General features: G+C 66.3%; 18 protein-coding genes. 6 read left to right on the top strand and 12 right to left on the bottom strand.

What is annotated here, in order from left to right; translation table 11 throughout:
* Positions 1-10: 10 nt before the first annotated feature.
* From PSEK12I1_RS0106255 to PSEK12I1_RS0106230, 5 genes are all read right to left on the bottom strand, one after another.
* Positions 11-265: an acyl carrier protein gene (locus PSEK12I1_RS0106255; protein WP_027599969.1), complete on the bottom strand. Its 255-nt coding sequence runs from the start codon at positions 263-265 to the stop codon at positions 11-13.
* Positions 266-275: 10 nt separating this feature from the next.
* Positions 276-536, bottom strand: a complete 261-nt coding sequence (locus PSEK12I1_RS0106250; protein WP_027599970.1) for a phosphopantetheine-binding protein — start codon at positions 534-536, stop codon at positions 276-278.
* Positions 529-1,296: a 1-acyl-sn-glycerol-3-phosphate acyltransferase gene (locus PSEK12I1_RS0106245; protein WP_027601010.1), complete on the bottom strand. Its 768-nt coding sequence runs from the start codon at positions 1,294-1,296 to the stop codon at positions 529-531. The genes PSEK12I1_RS0106250 and PSEK12I1_RS0106245 overlap by 8 nt, the downstream gene beginning before the upstream one ends.
* On the bottom strand, positions 1,293-2,015 hold the full coding sequence (locus PSEK12I1_RS0106240; RefSeq protein WP_027601009.1) for a beta-ketoacyl synthase chain length factor: 723 nt from the start codon (positions 2,013-2,015) through the stop codon (positions 1,293-1,295). The genes PSEK12I1_RS0106245 and PSEK12I1_RS0106240 overlap by 4 nt, the downstream gene beginning before the upstream one ends.
* A gap of 367 nt (positions 2,016-2,382) precedes the next feature.
* Positions 2,383-3,660 carry an MFS transporter gene (locus PSEK12I1_RS0106230; protein ID WP_027601008.1) on the bottom strand — a complete coding sequence of 426 codons (1,278 nt, stop codon included), beginning with the start codon at positions 3,658-3,660 and terminating at the stop codon, positions 2,383-2,385.
* Between the two features lie 107 nt (positions 3,661-3,767).
* Between PSEK12I1_RS0106230 and PSEK12I1_RS0106225 the strand changes: the two genes are divergently transcribed.
* Complete coding sequence (locus PSEK12I1_RS0106225; protein ID WP_027601007.1) at positions 3,768-4,658, top strand: LysR substrate-binding domain-containing protein; 891 nt, start codon at positions 3,768-3,770, stop codon at positions 4,656-4,658.
* 31 nt (positions 4,659-4,689) lie between these two features.
* Here PSEK12I1_RS0106225 and PSEK12I1_RS0106220 read toward each other — a convergent pair whose 3' ends face one another.
* Both PSEK12I1_RS0106220 and PSEK12I1_RS0106215 read right to left on the bottom strand, forming a co-directional pair.
* The gene (locus PSEK12I1_RS0106220) at positions 4,690-5,097 is read right to left on the bottom strand and encodes a hypothetical protein (RefSeq protein WP_027601006.1); all 408 of its coding nucleotides are present in this window, start codon (positions 5,095-5,097) and stop codon (positions 4,690-4,692) included.
* Between the two features lie 200 nt (positions 5,098-5,297).
* Positions 5,298-5,690 (bottom strand): globin domain-containing protein, encoded by a 393-nt coding sequence (locus PSEK12I1_RS0106215; protein ID WP_027601005.1) that lies wholly within the window; start codon positions 5,688-5,690, stop codon positions 5,298-5,300.
* A 219-nt stretch (positions 5,691-5,909) separates the two neighbouring features.
* Here PSEK12I1_RS0106215 and PSEK12I1_RS0106210 point away from each other — a divergent pair, with 219 nt between their 5' ends.
* Both PSEK12I1_RS0106210 and PSEK12I1_RS0106205 read left to right on the top strand, forming a co-directional pair.
* Positions 5,910-6,602: a bacteriorhodopsin gene (locus PSEK12I1_RS0106210; RefSeq protein WP_027601004.1), complete on the top strand. Its 693-nt coding sequence runs from the start codon at positions 5,910-5,912 to the stop codon at positions 6,600-6,602.
* A 2-nt stretch (positions 6,603-6,604) separates the two neighbouring features.
* The gene (locus tag PSEK12I1_RS0106205; RefSeq protein ID WP_027601003.1) at positions 6,605-7,456 is read left to right on the top strand and encodes a Brp/Blh family beta-carotene 15,15'-dioxygenase; all 852 of its coding nucleotides are present in this window, start codon (positions 6,605-6,607) and stop codon (positions 7,454-7,456) included.
* Here the strand turns inward: PSEK12I1_RS0106205 and PSEK12I1_RS0106200 are convergent.
* Together PSEK12I1_RS0106200 and proP are read right to left on the bottom strand one after the other, a co-directional pair.
* On the bottom strand, positions 7,430-7,909 hold the full coding sequence (locus PSEK12I1_RS0106200) for an Lrp/AsnC family transcriptional regulator (protein ID WP_007161040.1): 480 nt from the start codon (positions 7,907-7,909) through the stop codon (positions 7,430-7,432). The genes PSEK12I1_RS0106205 and PSEK12I1_RS0106200 overlap by 27 nt on opposite strands.
* A gap of 509 nt (positions 7,910-8,418) precedes the next feature.
* Positions 8,419-9,870: a glycine betaine/L-proline transporter ProP gene (gene proP, locus PSEK12I1_RS0106195; protein ID WP_027599979.1), complete on the bottom strand. Its 1,452-nt coding sequence runs from the start codon at positions 9,868-9,870 to the stop codon at positions 8,419-8,421.
* 293 nt (positions 9,871-10,163) lie between these two features.
* On the opposite strand from proP, the gene PSEK12I1_RS0106190 reads away from it, so the two are divergent.
* Positions 10,164-11,138: a DUF6515 family protein gene (locus PSEK12I1_RS0106190; protein ID WP_027601002.1), complete on the top strand. Its 975-nt coding sequence runs from the start codon at positions 10,164-10,166 to the stop codon at positions 11,136-11,138.
* A 3-nt stretch (positions 11,139-11,141) separates the two neighbouring features.
* Here PSEK12I1_RS0106190 and PSEK12I1_RS0106185 read toward each other — a convergent pair whose 3' ends face one another.
* On the bottom strand, positions 11,142-11,825 hold the full coding sequence (locus PSEK12I1_RS0106185) for a class I SAM-dependent methyltransferase (RefSeq protein WP_051399186.1): 684 nt from the start codon (positions 11,823-11,825) through the stop codon (positions 11,142-11,144).
* 910 nt (positions 11,826-12,735) lie between these two features.
* On the opposite strand from PSEK12I1_RS0106185, the gene PSEK12I1_RS0106180 reads away from it, so the two are divergent.
* Entirely contained in the window at positions 12,736-13,182 is a 447-nt protein-coding gene (locus PSEK12I1_RS0106180; protein WP_027601000.1) for a type IV pilin protein, read from the top strand.
* Here PSEK12I1_RS0106180 and PSEK12I1_RS0106175 read toward each other — a convergent pair.
* Complete coding sequence (locus PSEK12I1_RS0106175) at positions 13,179-14,018, bottom strand: DUF6502 family protein (protein WP_007161030.1); 840 nt, start codon at positions 14,016-14,018, stop codon at positions 13,179-13,181. The two genes, PSEK12I1_RS0106180 and PSEK12I1_RS0106175, sit on opposite strands and share 4 nt — an antisense overlap.
* A 120-nt stretch (positions 14,019-14,138) precedes the next feature.
* On the bottom strand, positions 14,139-14,282 hold the full coding sequence (locus PSEK12I1_RS24745; RefSeq protein ID WP_169742430.1) for a hypothetical protein: 144 nt from the start codon (positions 14,280-14,282) through the stop codon (positions 14,139-14,141).
* A gap of 177 nt (positions 14,283-14,459) precedes the next feature.
* Between PSEK12I1_RS24745 and PSEK12I1_RS0106165 the strand changes: the two genes are divergently transcribed.
* Positions 14,460-15,560 carry a catalase family protein gene (locus PSEK12I1_RS0106165; RefSeq protein ID WP_027600999.1) on the top strand — a complete coding sequence of 367 codons (1,101 nt, stop codon included), beginning with the start codon at positions 14,460-14,462 and terminating at the stop codon, positions 15,558-15,560.
* Positions 15,561-15,562 lie beyond the last annotated feature (2 nt).

Here is a 15,562-nt window from a genome sequence, read left to right as displayed (position 1 = left end):
AAGCGGCGGATCAGGCGTCCGCCTGGCTGATGCGATGGACGGCCTCGACCACGTCGCCCACGGTGCGCACCTGGCGGAATTGCTCGGCGGCGATCTTGTGGCCGGTCTGGCGGCGCAGGTGGTCGATCAGGTCGACGGCGTCGATGCTGTCGATCTCCAGGTCCTCGTAGAGGTTGGCCTCCAGGGTCACCCGCTCGGGCTCCAGTTCGAAGAGTTCGACCAGGGCGCTGCGCAGGGTCTCGAAGATGGCTTCACGGCTTTGCATGGCGATCTCCTCAGGCGGCGCGCTGGGCGGCGACAAAGGCCGCAAGGGCGTTGACGCTGGCGAAATGGGTGCGGGTGTCCTTGGCTTCGGCGTCGATGCGGATGCCGTAGCGCTTCTGGATCGCCAGGCCCAGCTCCAGAGCGTCCACCGAATCCAGACCCAGGCCGTCGCCGAACAGGATCTGGTCGTCGCCGATGTCGTCGACGGTGACGTCCTCGAGGCCGAGTGCCTCGATGATCAGGCCTTTGAGCTCGAGATTGAGATCAGTCATGGTTGCCGGTTTCCTTCAGGTAGAGCTGGTGTAGCTGGTCGTTGAGTTCACGCGACGCCAGCGGCAATGGCCGCCCGGCGAAGGTGGAGGGATCGATGTCGGCGCCGACGTCCAGCTGGAAGTCGAAGCGCCGGGAGGGGATGCGATACCAGGGCGTGGCCTTGGTCAGGGTGCTGGGCACCACCCGGATGACTACCGGGGTGATGCAGCGGGCGCCGCGCAGGGCGATGGCCGCGGCGCCGCGATGGAAGCGCGGCGGCTCGCCGGGGGTGGTGCGAGTGCCTTCGGGAAAGATGATCAGCGTCTGGCCGTCGCGCAGGGCGTCGGCGGCTTCGTCGAGCATCTCGGCGCTGCCGTTGTTGCTGATGTAGCCGGCGGCCTGGATCTGCCGCTTGAGATAGGGGTTCTGCCAGAGGCCCTGCTTGACCACGCAATTGGCGTCGGGCACCAGGCCGATGAGCACCACCACGTCGATCAGCGAGGGGTGGTTGGCGATGATCAGCTGGCCCGGACGCCCCAGGCGCTCGCGGCCCTGGATGCGCAGATTCATCACCCGGGTCAGCACCATGAAGGCGACGAAGAAGCGGAACAGCCGGGCATTGGCCCGCCGCGCGCGCTGGCGGCGGCGCAGGGGATCGCCCGGCAGCGCCAGCAGGAGCGGCAGGATCAGCAGGCGAAAGACCAGGGCGCCGCAGCCGAACACCACGAAGTTGAGCCCCGTGGCCAGCAGGCGGTAGCCGTAGTCCAGGCGGCCGCTCATCCGCGGGCCTCCGCCTGCCAGTGCCAGGCGCGCCCGGCATAGGCGAGGTGCAGGGCGCCAGGCGCTTCCAGCAGGCGCAGCAACTCCAGGGCATGGGGCCAGGCGCTGGGCGCGGCCTCCGCCGGCGCCGGCGCGCCGCTCAGGCCATGGCTGCCGCCCGGGGTCAGCAGCAGGCCCACGGCATAGGGAAAGGGGACGTCGTCGATCTGGGGGGCATAGAGGGTCGGCGGGGCCTCCTCGGCGATCACCACCAGCACCCCGCTGGCACCCTCGGCGAGCAGGGTGCAGGCCTCCAGCACGGCGTGTTCGAGGCCGTCGCGACCGGTGGCCAGGGCGTTCATCTCGCTGTGGTCGCCGCGCAGGATCGACCACTGGCCGATGATGGCGTTGTGCACCGAGAGGCTGAACTGAGTCGGCGAGAGCGGCTCGCCGCGGGCCAGTTCCTGGAGGATGGCCAGGGTGCGCGGGGTCTCGCCATGGCGCGAGGCGAAGATCAGCGGCAGCGGCTCGCCATGGGCGTCGGCCAGCGGCCAGGCCACCTGGAAGGTCATGCGCGCCAGCCGGCTCAGGCGGCGCCGCTGCATGGCCGGCAGGAAGCTGGCATCGGGCTGGCTGCCGTCGTCCGCCGGACGCCAGGGCGCGGCGCACCACTGCCGCCAGGCGTCCTGGTCGCCAAGACCAGGTGCCCAGGCGCGCCAATCGCTAATCTGGAAGTGCATGTTCACAGCCGAATCTACCCCGGAGCCTTACGTGCTTGCCGTTTCATCTATCCCTGATGAGCAGGGTATTGCAGCGTTCGGCGCGCATTATCCAAGCGGCTCCCACCCTAGGCAAACATTTGTCTGAACTTTGCGAAGAGGTGACAGTCGCGCCGCCAAGCCAGAGACAGGCTAGCGTGGCGGGAGGTAGAGAGCCCCTTTTCAGGGAGTGAAACGCCGCTCCGTGCGACGAGCGGCAGCGCCAACCCCGATTTGCGGGACAGGAATGAAGGTAAAGGCGAAGCTGTCGCTGAAGGTTATCGCGATCATGGCCTTCCCGGCGGCTCCAGAGGAATTTCCTCCTGCCTGGAGCCGCCGCGGCCCGCGATCAGGCCGCCGGCAGCGGCTGCAATCGCGATAGCCGAATCGCCACGGCCAGGGCCGCCAGCAGCAGGGCGCCGATGAACAGGCCGACCCCGGTCCAGCCACCCAGGTGCCAGCAGAAGCCGCCCAGGGTCCCGGCCACGCTGGAACCGGCGTAGTAGCTGAACAGATAGAGCGACGACGCCTGGCCTCGCGCCTGGCGCGCCCGCCGACCCACCCAGCTGCTGGCCACCGAGTGGGCGCCGAAGAAGCCGAAGGTGAACAGCAGCATCCCCGGCAGCACCAGCCACAGCGGGGTGAACAGGGTCAGCAGCAGGCCGCAGAGCTTGAGCACGATGGCGGCGGCGAACACCTGTCGCCGACCGAAGCGATCGGCCAGGCTGCCGAACTTGGCCGAGCTGTAGATACCGGCGAGATAGACCAGCGAGAGGACGCCGATCCAGGCCTGGCTGAGATGATAGGGCTCGGCCAGCAGGCGATAGGCGATGTAGTTGAACAGGGTGACGAAGGCGCCCATCAGCAGGAAGGCCTCCAGGAACAGCCAGGGCAGGCCGGCGTCGCGAAAGTGCAGGGCATAGCCGGCGAGCAGGCTACGCGGTCGCAGCGGCCGTGGCTGGAAGCGTTTCGACGCCGGCAGGCTGCGCTTGAACAGCAGCGCCGCCACCAGGGCCAGCACCCCCAGGGCGCCGAGGGCGATGCGCCAGGAGACGAAGTCCACCATGACACCGCTGATCACCCGGCCGGACATCCCGCCCAGGGCATTGCCACTGATATAGAGGCCCATGGCATAGCCCAGGTGCTCGGGGTGCACCTCCTCGGCCAGGTAGGTCATGGCCACCGCCGCCACCCCGGCCAGCGACAGCCCGACCAGCGCACGGGTCACCAGGATGCCGTCCCAGGTGGGCATCAGGGCGCTGAGCAGGGTGAAGGCGCCCGCGGCGAACAGCGCATAGACCATCACCGACTTGCGCCCGATGGCATCGGAGATCGGCCCGGTCACCAGCAGGCCGCAGGCCATGAGGCCGGTGGCCAGGGACAGCGACAGACTGCTGGCCGCGGCGGTGAGGCCGAAGGCCTGGGAAAAGATCGGCATCAGCGGCTGCACGCAATAGAGCAGGGCGAAGGTGGCGAAGCCGCCGCAGAACAGCGCCAGGGCGGTGCGCAGGAACTGCGGCGTGCCCTTCTCGATGAAGACGTCCGGTTCGTGGTGGGCTTCGTTGGCGGCGGGCAGGGTGGCCAAGGTGGGGGTGGATGGCGTGGCGGACGACCGGGACGTGTTCACGGGTACCTCAGGACAGGTCTGATCTCACCACCCTAGGCTGGTGGCTGCCATATATCCAATATATTGTCCGTCTCGATTGATAGGTTCTACGACTCAATGGAAGACGTATGGAATTGCGCCACCTGAGGTACTTCGTGGCGGTGGCTGAAGAGCTGCACTTCGGCCGCGCCGCCGAGCGCCTGAACATCTCCCAGCCACCGCTCAGCCAGCAGATCCAGGCCCTGGAAAGCGAACTGGGCACCCGCCTGCTGGAACGCACCAACCGACGCGTCGCCCTGACCGAGGCCGGCCGGCTGTTTCTCGACGAGGCCCGGCAGATCCTCCTGGCCAGCGAGCGCGCCGCCGAACGGGTCCGTCGCGCCGGCCGCGGCGAGACGGGGCAATTGCAGGTGGGCTTCAGCGCCTCCTCGCCCTTCGTCGCCACCATTCCCAAGACGCTGTTCGCCTACCGCCGCGCCTATCCCGAGGTACGGCTGCAATTGCAGGAGATGAGCAGTCGCGAGCAGATCGACGCCATGCTCGCCGGCAACCTGCAGATCGGCCTGATCCGCCCCATCGAATTGCCCGACAGCCTGGTAGCGGTCGAACTCTTCCGCGAACCCCTGGTGGTCGCCCTGCGCCACGACCATCCCCTGGCGCAGCAGGGCAGCGGCCCGCTGCCCCTGGCCGCGCTCGCCGCCGAGCCCTTCGTCTACTTCCCGCGCAGCTTCGGCACCGGTCTCTACCAGCAGCTCCACAGCCTCGCCGCCCGCGCCGGCTTCACCCCGCGCATCGTCCAGGAGGCCAGCGAAGTCCTCATCATCCTCGGCCTGGTCGCCGCCGGCCTCGGCGTCACCGTGCTACCCGCCACCTATCAGCGCACCCAAATGGAAGGGCTGGTGTATCGCGAGCTGGACGATCCCGAGGCGACCTCGGCGGTGTGGTTGCTCAGGCGCCGGGACGAGGTGTCGCCGCAGGCGCAGGCGTTTGTGGGGTTGTTGATGAGCGCAGCCCAGTAGCGGCCTTGCCCGACCAGGCGCTTTGCTCGCCCTAGTCCGATGTCGAGTCGGCCGGCGTCTTGCGGCGCAGGCGATTGGCGGCACGGGCGTCTTCGCTCGAGGCGAAGAAGTCGAGTTTGACCAGCCGCGACACGATGGCGCCCTCGCTGCGCTGGACCTGTGCGGCGATACGGGCGACATCCAGTTGGGCCTCGTACCAGAGTTGCGCGAGTTGGGTGTCGTCTTCGGCTGTCCACCGGGCGCCCGCCTGGGCGGGTTTGTTGACCGTATCGGCGACCGCATCGGGAAAAGCAGCAGGGATCGGCGGCAGCGGTTGCCAGCCGTCGGCGGCCTGAGAAGCCCACAACCACAGCGAACCGTCGTCGCAAAGAGCGCAAAGCCGGTTGGACGCCGATTCCGCATCGGCAGGCAGTACCTGAATCTGGATGATCTTGCGCACGGCTTGGCCTCCGGTTGCTGGTCAGGAGGTGAGGATAGAGCAGGAAGATTGCAGCGGTTCCTGGTGCCTTGTCCAAATTCAGACGCTTGGGTTTGCCCTCACCCCGGCCCTCTCCCTGAGGGAGAGGGGGCGTTTGGGGCGGGTACGGTGCAGGTGGGGCGTAGGTTGAGCGCGGCGAAGCCCAACAGGGCCCAGCCCGGTCAGTAGTAGCTGCGCATCACCGCGATCCCGGCTTCCAGCACCTCCCGCCATTCCTGGCGCAGAGCTGGAGAGAAGTCGGCATCGTGCTCGGCCAGGGTGGCGAGCAGGCAGTCGACCCAGAGGTCGTAGAGTTCGGCGTCGATGTCCAGCCGTACGCGACAATGGCTTTCGCCGAGCTGGCGCAGCCGGGTGGCGGGCATGCCGCGGGCGACGAGGACCAGGTTCATGATGCCGTGGCGCAGCAGCAACTGCTGGGCAGCCATGTCGGTGTGGGCGAATTTCTCCCGCACCCGGGGCGAACTGGCCAGGAAGCGCTGGTAGAAGTCATCGAAGAAGGCGGGGCTGGCGCAGCAGCGTCCGTAGCTCAGCATCACGTTCTGGGCCGGCAGCATGCGGATTCCTGGGTCGGCAAGAAACGGCGCAGCCTGCCCGAGCGATGCCGAGGTCGTCTTGATTCCCATCAAGAGGAGGACGCTTCGCGACTCTCTGAAACATTTTGAACCATTTCACAAGGCGGCTTCTCTACCTTAAGCGCAGCGATCGCCGAGAAACCCCTACTCCAGAGGGCCTGGTCCGTCGCGGCGCGCCTATCGTCCCCCTGGAGAAACCCCATGAGTCCGACCCCTCTGCTAATCGGCTTCGTCATCATGTCGCTCGCCTCCCTGGCCATCTATGCCAAGGGCGCCCACCGCGGTCCGCTGCGTGGCCATACCCTGGTTCATGCCGCCGTGCCCTTCATCGCCGCCACGGCCTATCTGGCCATGTACCTGGGGGTCGGCAACCTGATCAAACCGGACGGCAGCATCACCTATGTCGCCCGCTACCTGGACTGGACCTTCACCACGCCGCTGCTGCTGGCCGGGGTGGTGAGCTCGGCCTACCTGGGTGCCCGCGAGCAGGAAGGCCAGGCCGGTTTCGTGGCCTCCATCGTGACTCTCGACGTGGTGATGATCGTGACCGGTCTGGTCGCCTCCCTGGCGCCCTACGGCACCATCAAGTGGGTGTTCTTCGCCTGGTCCTGCGCCGCCTTCGTCGGGGTCCTCTATCTGCTGTGGAAGCCGCTGGCGACCCTGGCCGGGCAGCATGCCGCCATTGGCGCGGCCTATCGCCAGAACGTCGGCTTTCTCAGTGTGCTCTGGCTGATCTATCCGGTGGTCTTCGCCGTGGGACCCGAGGGCGTCTGGGCGGTGAGTGATGCGGCCACGGTCTGGGTCTTCCTGATTCTCGATGTGCTGGCCAAGGTGGTCTACGCCTTCACCTCGGAGCGCAATCTCAAGACGGCCCTGGCGCGGTCTGGCGTCTGAGCATGACGGCCATCGGGCGCGGCGGATGGCTGTTGCTGCCGGCCGCCGGGCTCGCCAGCCTGGCGGGTGGGGCAGGGCAGCTGGCCTTCGCACTGCTGGTGGGCCTGGGGCTGGGGCTCCTGCATGGCGCAAGCGATCTACGCCTGGTCGCTCCCGCACGGCGCCTCGCCTTTCTTGGCAGCTACCTGGCGACGGCCCTGGCCTGCCTGCTCTGCTGGCAACTGGCGGGGACGCTGGCGCTGCCGCTGTTCCTGCTATTGTCGATCTGGCATTTCGCCCATGAAGACGAACTCCTCGCCGATCGGCTGAGTGCTCTGGCGCTGGGACTGTTCATCGTGGGTGGTCCGGCGGTGCTGCATGAGACGGCCGTGGCCCGGCTACTGGCGCTGGCCATGGGGCCGGATGCCGCTCCGGCGTTGGCCGAGTGGCTGGCCAGGCTGCTGGTGCTGGCTGGGACCCTGGCATTGCCGGGGCTGCTGCTGGCCGCCTGGCAGCGCCGCTGTCCCTGGCTGGCGGCCACGCTGCTGGCCGTGGTGCTGGCGCCGCCTCTGGTCGGTTTTGCCCTGGGCTTCTATCTGCTGCATGCCGCACCCCAGACCGGGGTACGCCAGCGGCTGCTGGGGGCGCCTACCTTTACGGCCTATCTGCGGCTGACCTGGCCGATCCTGCTGGGCGCGGCGGTCTTCACCCTGGCCGGTGGCCTGGTCTTCGTGCTGCAGGAGCGCACCGGCATCCGGGCGCTGTTCGCCGTGCTGGCGGCCTTCGCCGTACCCCACATGCTGGTGCTGCCGCGCTTTCTCGCCCCGGGTGCCGAGGCCGCGCCGCGCTCAGGGCCGCAGATGGTTGAGCGGTAGCTCGGTGCTGGCCAGGATCTGGTTGAGCACAAAACTCGAGCGCACGCTGGAGACCCCCTCGATGCGCGTCAGGGTGCCCAGCAGCAGCTGCTGATAGTGCTCCATGTCGGGCACCACCACCTTGAGCTGATAATCCGCATCCATGCCGGTGACCAGGCAGCACTCCAGCACCTCGGGGCACTGGGCGATGATCCCCTGGAAGTTTTCGAAGCGCTCGGGGGTGTGCCTGTCCATGCCGATCAGCACGAAGGCGGTCAGCGACAGCCCGAGTTTCTTGCGATCCAGCAGGGCGACCTGGCGGGTGATGTAGCCACTGTCTTCCAGTTGCTTGACCCGTCGCGAGCAGGGCGAGGGCGACAGGCCGATGCGTTCGGCCAGTTCCTGGTTGGAGAGGCGCGCGTCGCGCTGCAGTTCTGCCAAGATTTTCAGATCGAAGCGATCGAGTTTGTCCATTTTGCATGCCTTGCGCTAGCCGATTGCGCCTAATGCTAGGTTTATGGCCAGGGATTGCGCAAGAGGTGGGAAAGAAGCTGCACAACGCAACCCGCTGCTGGCAGCAGGGGCGTAAGCTGAACTCAACTTCGATAGCCCGGTAGAGCTGTCCAACGAAGGCGCCCCAGGAGGGCCTTTCGCATCGCCAACGACGGTATCCCGTCCGCCGCGCCCGGGCCCGCCCAGGTCACCATTCCTGGTCGATCGCAGCCACCGTCACGAGCGGTGCGAGAGGACAACGAATTCAAGGGGAGGCCGCAAGGTCTCCCCTTTTCTTTTGGGCGGAAGTTTTGGCGTTGGGCTCACCCTCNCCCCNNCCCTCTCCCAGAGGGAGAGGGGGCGTTTGGGGGCGTTTGGGAGAGGTTAGGTGGGAAGAGCATCGCGGCCATGGGCCGCTCCTACAGATACGGATACCCCTGTATGAGCGGCCGCCTCGGCGGACCGCCATGGCGGCGAGCAGACCTTCAGGCTTACGCCTGCCCGGGCGGCTGCTTGTCCACGGTCAGGGGTGCGTCGCTGGCCAGGTATTCCTTGGCTTCCTCTTCGCTGGCCACCGAGGGCGGCGAGCCGCGCAGGGGTTTGCCGGCGGTTTCGCGCACGGTGAGCATGGTCAGGATGCCGATCACGGCCGCCGCCATCAGGTAGTAGGCCGGCACCAGGGGGTCGCCGGTTTTTTCCACCAGCCAGGCAGTGACCAGCGGGGTGGTACCCCCGAACAGCGACACCGAGATGTTGAAGGCGATGGACAGGGCGCTGTAGCGGATCGGGGTGTAGAACAGCGCCGGCAGGGTGGACGGCATGGTGCTGGTAAAGCAGGCCAGGGCCACGCCCAAAAGCATCAGGCCGAGGAAGATCAGCCAGTCGTGGCCGCTGCCGATCAGTTTGAGGCAGGGAATCGCCAGGACCAGGATCGCCAGACAGGCGCCGATGATCATCGGCTTGCGGCCCAGGCGGTCGCTGAAGAAGCCGCCGAGAATGTTGAGCGGCATCATCACCACCATGACGATGAGGATCAGCAGCAGCCCCTTGGTCTCGGCGTAGCCCATGGTCACGGCCAGGTAGCTGGGCATGTAGGTCAGCAGCATGTAGTCGGTGACGTTGAACACCAGCACCAGGCCGATGCACTTGAGCAGGGCGACGCGATGCAGGGTGAACAGCTCGCGCAGACTGTGCGCCGGACCGTCCGCGGCCTTGCCTTCGTTGGCTTCGGTGTGGGCCTTGAACGCCGGGGTCTCTTCCAGCTTGAGGCGCATATAGAGGCCGAGCAGGCCGAGCGGGCCGGCGATAAAGAAGGGCACCCGCCAACCCCAGTCGAGCAGCTGTTCCTGGGTCAGGGCCGCGGTGAGCGCCGTGACCGTTCCCGCGCCGGCGATATAGCCGGCCAGGGTGCCGAATTCCAGCCAGCTGCCCATGCGTCCGCGGGTCTTGTCGGTGGCGTATTCGGCGATGAAGGTCGCTGCGCCGCCGTATTCTCCCCCGGTGGAGAAGCCCTGCACCACGCGCGCCAGCAACAGCAGGGCCGGTGCCCAGATGCCGATGCTCTCGTAGCTGGGAATCAGGCCGATGCTGAAGGTGCCCAGGGCCATCATGATCATGGTCAGGGCCAGCACCTTCTGGCGACCGTACTTGTCGCCCAGGGGGCCAAAGACCATGCCGCCGATCGGCCGGACCAGGAAGGCCACGGTAAAGGTGGCGAAGGTGGCGATCAGCTGGGCGGCGGCATCGCCATCGGGAAAGAAGACCTTGCCCAGGGTCACGGCCAGGTAGCCGTAGACGCCGAAGTCGAACCATTCCATGGCGTTGCCGAGGGCGGCGGCGCCGACGGCGCGCTTGACCAGAGAATTATCGACGATGGTGAGGTCGTCCGGTTTTACCTCATGGCGGCGCTTGAACCAGCCAACGTGATGATGGTGTTTCGACATGTGTTTTCCTCCTTGCGTGGGGCCATAGACCCGAGCGGACCGCTAGAAGTGCGATGACAGAGGGGCAGAAACTTCCCCACCGCCTCCAAGGATCGACCCGGGAATGCCTGCGCGGCCCTGGGAGATTCCAGGCCCGGGAGGCTGCTCCGCCTTTGCGGCCTGTGGCTTTTCCGGCTTGCCCTCGGCAGTCTGTGGCGGCCGTTCGATGGCCGAGGGGCGCGCGGCTAACGGCCAGGCTGGGGCAGGGTCCAAGCCTTGGGGTACTCTGGGTCATCCCCTCGTGGAGCCGTGCGATGAAATCGCCTGCCGTGCTGTGTGCGCTCGTCCTTTCCGGCGTTTCCCTGTGGAACGCCGCGCCCGCCTGGGCCGACAACAACTATCGCCTCGGCGGCGGCTACGTGACCCCGCCAGCCGGGGCCCAGCCGCCGCCGATCGCCCCCGCCGGCAACGCCGGGCGCTGGCAGGGCGGTGGCCAGGGTGACTGGAATGGGGGGCCGCCCGGGCGTGGCGACGGTCCTGGGCGCGGCAATGGTCCGGCGCTGGAGCGCTGGGAGCGCAACGACCCCCCGCCACCGCGGCCGGGCTATCAGCCGGCCTGGCAGGATCGCCCCGTTCCCTTGCCGCGCCCAGGCTATATGATGCCGGCGCCTGATCAACCGGGGCGGAACTACCCGCCGCCACCGCGTCCGGAGCGGGATCCCCAGTGGGCCGGTCCGCGTCCGGGCTGGGGCACCAATCCCCAGTGGCGACCGGGCTTCGAGGTGCCGGGCGTGCCGGCCGGCTTTACCCGCGTCTGGTACCGCGACAGCCAGTACTACTATGCCGACGGCTACTGGTATCGACCCCAGGGGCCGCGTTATGTGGTGACCCTGCCACCGACCGGGGTGCGGGTCAGCGTCCTACCGGCCTTTGCCGAGACCCTGTGGATGGGCGGCACCACCTACTACTTCGCCGCGGGCAGCTATTACCGCACCGATCCGGGCGGCGGCTTCGTCACCGTCGCCGATCCCACCGTGGCGGCCGTGCCGGCCACGACGGCCGCGCCTGCGGGAGCGGACTACGACGCCTATGACGTCACCGCCTATCCTATGCAGGGGCAGTCGCCGCAGCGCTACGCCACGGATCGCTACGACTGCCGGCGCTACGCCGCCGGGGAGTCGGGCTTCGATCCCGAACGACCCGGCGCGGTCGGCGATCCCTACCTCACCCCGCGCTTCCGCCAGGCGCTGGCGGCCTGCCTGGCGGGGCGTGGCTATCGCGTGGAGTAGCGATCAGTCGTTGGTCAGCTGCACCAGGGTGAACAGCCCGAAGGGCGGCACGCTGCTGCGACTGGCGCGGCGCAGGTCTTCGCGGGAGAGGATGGAGTCCATGGCGAAGTCCGGGTGCCAACCGAGCTTGCGCGAGGCCGGTGCTAGGGCCTTTTCCGCCAGCAGTCGCAAGCCGCTCTCGGCCTGGAAGTGATTGACCAGCAAGAGGTGACCTCCCGGCTTCACCACCCGGCGCATCTCCTGCATCAGCTTGCGCGGATTGGGCACCACGGAGGCGACGAACATGGCCACGGCGATATCGAAAGAGCCGGTTGGCAGGCCGGTTTCCTCGGCATTGGCTTCGAGCAGGGCATCCACCGTGGTGATGTCGTCGCGAATGACCCGCTCCCGGGCCTTGGCCAGCATGTCGGGCGAGAGATCGATCCCGGTGACGCGCTTGTCGGCGCCATAGTGTGGCAGGGCCAGCCCCGTCCCGACGCCCACTTCCAGCACCCGGGTACCCGCCAGCGTGTTGACCGCCGCCACCGCGCGCTTGCGACCAGGGGCGGAAACGCCGCCGAACACCCGATCATAGACATTGGCCCAGCGCCGGTAGGCGGAAATGATGGCGGCATTGTCCAGCGCGGAGTGCGGTGCGGAAGTGTCGGCGGTATTCAGCGAATAATCGATTTTCTTCGAGTCGTGCATAGCGGCCTTGTCATTGTCGGTAGATGAAAGCAGAGGCGTTACGGCGCCAACTCGGCGCGGCGTCCGAGGATGAAAAGTTGCGGCCTGTCGATGGAGGCAAGCGCTTCGCTATTTCGTCGTGCGGATTGAAAGTGGCTCTTTCGTCTTCGCGTCCAAGAGCTGCAAGCGAGGCGTGACGGCTGCTCCAGGTAGGACCTTTACTGTTTTAGAACAATCGCACGGTGTTTGGCTAGTTATGTCGGGCGTTATCTGGCTTGAATGAGAAGTTGGTAGTTCTAATTGTTTTTGATTGTTCGTTCTTTCAATTTAAATATCGGTTTATTGTTTGTTCGTTCAATCAAATCAGTTGTGGGCTGAAAGTGAGGCCGTTTTTACGCTTCTGTGGCGTAGTAGTAAGACCTTGGTGATGGGATAGGGTCAGGTAAGGACGAGAGAAGCAAATCGCAGAGGATATTGCAGGCGTGGAAGAATCAAGCGTGTGGGGCAAAGAGGGCGGATGCCGTTCGTACGGATTGTGCGTGCTGCATCCCCACACCGACTCATCCATGTCCTTGAGTCTCAGCAGGTCTCAAGATCGGGCTTGTCGGCGTGCAGGTTTCTCTCCAGCAAGAATCCTTGCGATTCGAACGCCATTACCTATCGTTAGGCTATGGGCACGAAAGGCTAGGTCCTTATTCCTACGGCTTTTTTGTGTTGGCTTGGCTGCCGGTCGCCGAGCTTTGCGCAAGCTGAGAATCTGGTGTGTGGTAGTGGTCCAATCGAGCGTGAGGCCCAGCATGCTGCTAGGCAAAGCCTTTGCCTAAAGCGCAGCAACGTGGCCTGGCAGTTTGAGTATGGGTGTCAGGCATAACACCCGCACGTCAGACCTGGCGTACCTTCTTCAATCAGATTCCCGATCTCTGAGGTAGCGATGCGAGCACGAGGCTTTACCCTGATCGAACTGATGGTCGTCGTGGCGATTGTTGGCATCCTGGCAGCCATTGCCTATCCGACTTATCAGACCTCTGTGCTGCGCTCCAACCGCAGCGAGGGGCAGGCACTGCTCAACGAGGCGGCGGCACGGATGGAGCGCTTCTATGCGCAGAACAATGCCTATCCGGCGAAGGTAAAAGACCTAAACATTGTCAATACAAAGACCAATCCCGGCAGTGACAGAGTGTTCTCCAGCAGCGGGTACTACGAACTGACGATTTTAACCAGCGCTGCTGGTAGTGCTGGCTATAGCAGTGATGGTCCCTATGTGCTGACCGCACTGCCCAAGGGCAGTCAGGAAAAAGATTCCTGTGGCAATCTGATACTTAACGCTCAAGGCGTCAAAAAGGTATCGAGGGGTGATCCCACTGACTGCTGGCGCTAATCCTCCCGTCCCTGCACCAGGCCGGCATCCCGGTCCTGTTCCACGCGATAGCCGCCGAAGCCCAGGGTGACCCGCTGGGTGGCGTCGGCCTTGCCGGCGTCGCGGGCTTCGTGTTCGACCACCAGGCGGTTGAGGCGGTTGAGCAGGTGCATGGATTCGTCGTAGGCGGTGCGATAGAGGCTGAGCGTGGAATCCTCGGTCAGGTTGTGGCCGTAGACCACGTGAAAGGTGAAGTCCGGCGCGGCGCGGTCCTGCAGGTAGAGGCGCTCGAAGCCGGCCAGCAGGTCGCCGGTGAAATGGGCCAGCAGCCGCCCTGCGCCTTCCTGGCTCTCGGTGCCGCGCAGTAGCGAGCGGGGGGTGAGCACCACCCGGTCTTCCTCGTCGAGGCGGGCGTAACCCTTGCGCAGCCATTCATCCAGCACGGTGCGGGCGCGCACGTCGCTGCCGACGCTGGCGACCAGGGCGTCGAAACTCTGTTCGCCGCCACGGCGCTGAGTGCGGGGGAGGGGGCGCAGATTGCCCTCGGCATCGAGCAGATCCAATCGTGAGGTCCAGGCGCTGAGCACCTGCCATTCCAGGCTTGGCGTGCAGGGCGTACGTTCCGGGCTGGCCTCGCGCAGGGCGCGGACCTCGCGGCGCGGCAGGCCGGTCAGCACCGAGATACGGCTGTCGGAATTGGGCTTGTCGCGCAGCGGTTCGAAATCCTGGGCGACCTCGAAGTAGGTCTGGCGCAGCAGGCGATCGAAGGTCTGGTAGGTCACGCCGGAGGCGATGGCGATACGCACCAGCCGACCGATCAGGCTACGCAGAAGCAAGGGTACCTTGGTGGAAAGCATGGGGGACTCGACACGGCAGACGCCTGCCCATCTTCGCGGCGCCTTGGGCCCCAGTCAAACCGGCCGGTCACAAAGTGTCGCGGACGCCGCTCAGGCTGTCGTCCGCGGGTCAGGGCATGGCTAGCCAGGAGTGCCCGATTCGGTCTCGCCGGCCACGTCCGGATCGTCCGGAAACTCTTCCGGCTCCATGTCCGCATAGGGCAGCTCTTCGGGCGGCGGGGTGTTGCTGGGATTGTCGTACGTCTTCTGGTTGGCGTCGCTCATGGTGGCTCTCCGGGGTGGGTGTGGAGATATCGAACCCCTCTGGGCGGGGCCGTTCCCGAGCGGCTGTCGACAGTGACCTCGTGTCGGCCGGGTGGCCAGCGCTCGAACGTCGTTAGCGCGATAGCGGTCTATCGGTTGACCGTCTCATCCGAATGACGGCGCCCGAGGAGTCTCGTGATGACCACGCCTACCGCTGTCCACCCGCTGCCGTTCCAGCCCGCCTTCGAACAGGTGCCGGATGATGAAGCCGAAACCGTTCGCGAGATGGTCGCGGCCATGAGAGACATTACCGAGACCACCTACGCCAATGGCGGCCATGCCATCCGCAGCGTGCACGCCAAGAGTCACGGTCTGCTCACCGGCCAGGTGCGGGTGCTGGACGGCCTGCCGCCGGCCTATGCCCAGGGCGCCTTCGCCGTGCCGGGCAACTATGCCGCGGTATTGAGATTCTCGACCAATCCGGGCGACATCCTGGCTGACAGCGTTTCCACCCCGCGGGGTCTGGCGCTCAAGCTGATCGACGTGCCGGGCGAGCGCCTGCCCGGTAGCGAAGGCCAGGTGACCCAGGATTTCGTCATGCAGAACGCCCCGGCCTTTACCGCGCCGGATCCCAAGACCTTTCTCAAGACGCTCAAGCTGCTGGCCAAGACCACCGACCGCGGTGAGGGCCTGAAGAAGGTGGCGTCAGCGGTGCTGCGCGGCACCGAGAAGGTGGTGGAAGCCTTTGGCGGCGAGAGTCCGACGCTGAAGAGCCTGGGTGGCCACCCAGAGACCCATCCGCTCGGCGAAACCTTCTACACCATGGTGCCCTTTCTCTACGGCCCCTATTTCGCCAAGCTCAGCGTGGTCCCGGTGGCGCCCGAGCTGACCGCTCTGACCGACGCGCCGGTCGAGGTCAACGGCAAGCCCGACGGCCTGCGCGAGGCGGTCAATGCCCATTTCGCCCGGCACGGCGGCGTCTGGGAGATCCGCGTGCAGCTGGGCGTCGATATCGAGCGGACACCTATCGAGGACGCCTCGGTGGTCTGGCCGGAAGACCTTAGTCCCTATGTGACCGTGGCGCGCCTGGAGGTGCAGCCGCAGCCGGCCTGGAACGAGGCGCGCTCGCGCGAAGTGGACGATGGCATGGTGTTCAGCCCCTGGCATGGCCTGGCTGCGCACCGCCCGCTGGGCGGCATCATGAGATCGCGGCAACCGGCCTACGAGATGTCGTCGCAGTTTCGCAGCGAGCGCAACGGCTGCCCGTTGCACCATCCGCGCGGACCGGTGGAGCTGTAACG

The organism is Pseudomonas sp. MOIL14HWK12:I1, from assembly GCF_000510705.1.
Lineage (GTDB): Bacteria > Pseudomonadota > Gammaproteobacteria > Pseudomonadales > Pseudomonadaceae > Chryseomonas > Chryseomonas oryzihabitans.
The sequence above is the reverse complement of the archived record's forward strand: the minus strand, read 5'-3'. Positions and strand labels throughout refer to the sequence as shown.

Excerpts from the sequence above, each read along its gene's own strand:
- PSEK12I1_RS0106180 (WP_027601000.1), top strand. The coding sequence starts at position 12,736 with ATGCGAGCACGAGGCTTTACCCTGATCGAACTGATGGTCGTCGTGGCG.
- PSEK12I1_RS0106240 (WP_027601009.1), bottom strand. The coding sequence starts at position 2,015 with ATGCACTTCCAGATTAGCGATTGGCGCGCCTGGGCACCTGGTCTTGGC.
- PSEK12I1_RS0106175 (WP_007161030.1), bottom strand. The coding sequence starts at position 14,018 with ATGCTTTCCACCAAGGTACCCTTGCTTCTGCGTAGCCTGATCGGTCGG.
- PSEK12I1_RS0106185 (WP_051399186.1), bottom strand. The coding sequence starts at position 11,825 with ATGCACGACTCGAAGAAAATCGATTATTCGCTGAATACCGCCGACACT.
- PSEK12I1_RS0106245 (WP_027601010.1), bottom strand. The coding sequence starts at position 1,296 with ATGAGCGGCCGCCTGGACTACGGCTACCGCCTGCTGGCCACGGGGCTC.
- proP (WP_027599979.1), bottom strand. The coding sequence starts at position 9,870 with ATGTCGAAACACCATCATCACGTTGGCTGGTTCAAGCGCCGCCATGAG.
- PSEK12I1_RS0106215 (WP_027601005.1), bottom strand. The coding sequence starts at position 5,690 with ATGCTGCCGGCCCAGAACGTGATGCTGAGCTACGGACGCTGCTGCGCC.
- PSEK12I1_RS0106225 (WP_027601007.1), top strand. The coding sequence starts at position 3,768 with ATGGAATTGCGCCACCTGAGGTACTTCGTGGCGGTGGCTGAAGAGCTG.
- PSEK12I1_RS0106210 (WP_027601004.1), top strand. The coding sequence starts at position 5,910 with ATGAGTCCGACCCCTCTGCTAATCGGCTTCGTCATCATGTCGCTCGCC.
- PSEK12I1_RS0106190 (WP_027601002.1), top strand. The coding sequence starts at position 10,164 with ATGAAATCGCCTGCCGTGCTGTGTGCGCTCGTCCTTTCCGGCGTTTCC.
- PSEK12I1_RS0106250 (WP_027599970.1), bottom strand. The coding sequence starts at position 536 with ATGACTGATCTCAATCTCGAGCTCAAAGGCCTGATCATCGAGGCACTC.
- PSEK12I1_RS0106165 (WP_027600999.1), top strand. The coding sequence starts at position 14,460 with ATGACCACGCCTACCGCTGTCCACCCGCTGCCGTTCCAGCCCGCCTTC.
- PSEK12I1_RS24745 (WP_169742430.1), bottom strand. The coding sequence starts at position 14,282 with ATGAGCGACGCCAACCAGAAGACGTACGACAATCCCAGCAACACCCCG.
- PSEK12I1_RS0106205 (WP_027601003.1), top strand. The coding sequence starts at position 6,605 with ATGACGGCCATCGGGCGCGGCGGATGGCTGTTGCTGCCGGCCGCCGGG.
- PSEK12I1_RS0106200 (WP_007161040.1), bottom strand. The coding sequence starts at position 7,909 with ATGGACAAACTCGATCGCTTCGATCTGAAAATCTTGGCAGAACTGCAG.
- PSEK12I1_RS0106255 (WP_027599969.1), bottom strand. The coding sequence starts at position 265 with ATGCAAAGCCGTGAAGCCATCTTCGAGACCCTGCGCAGCGCCCTGGTC.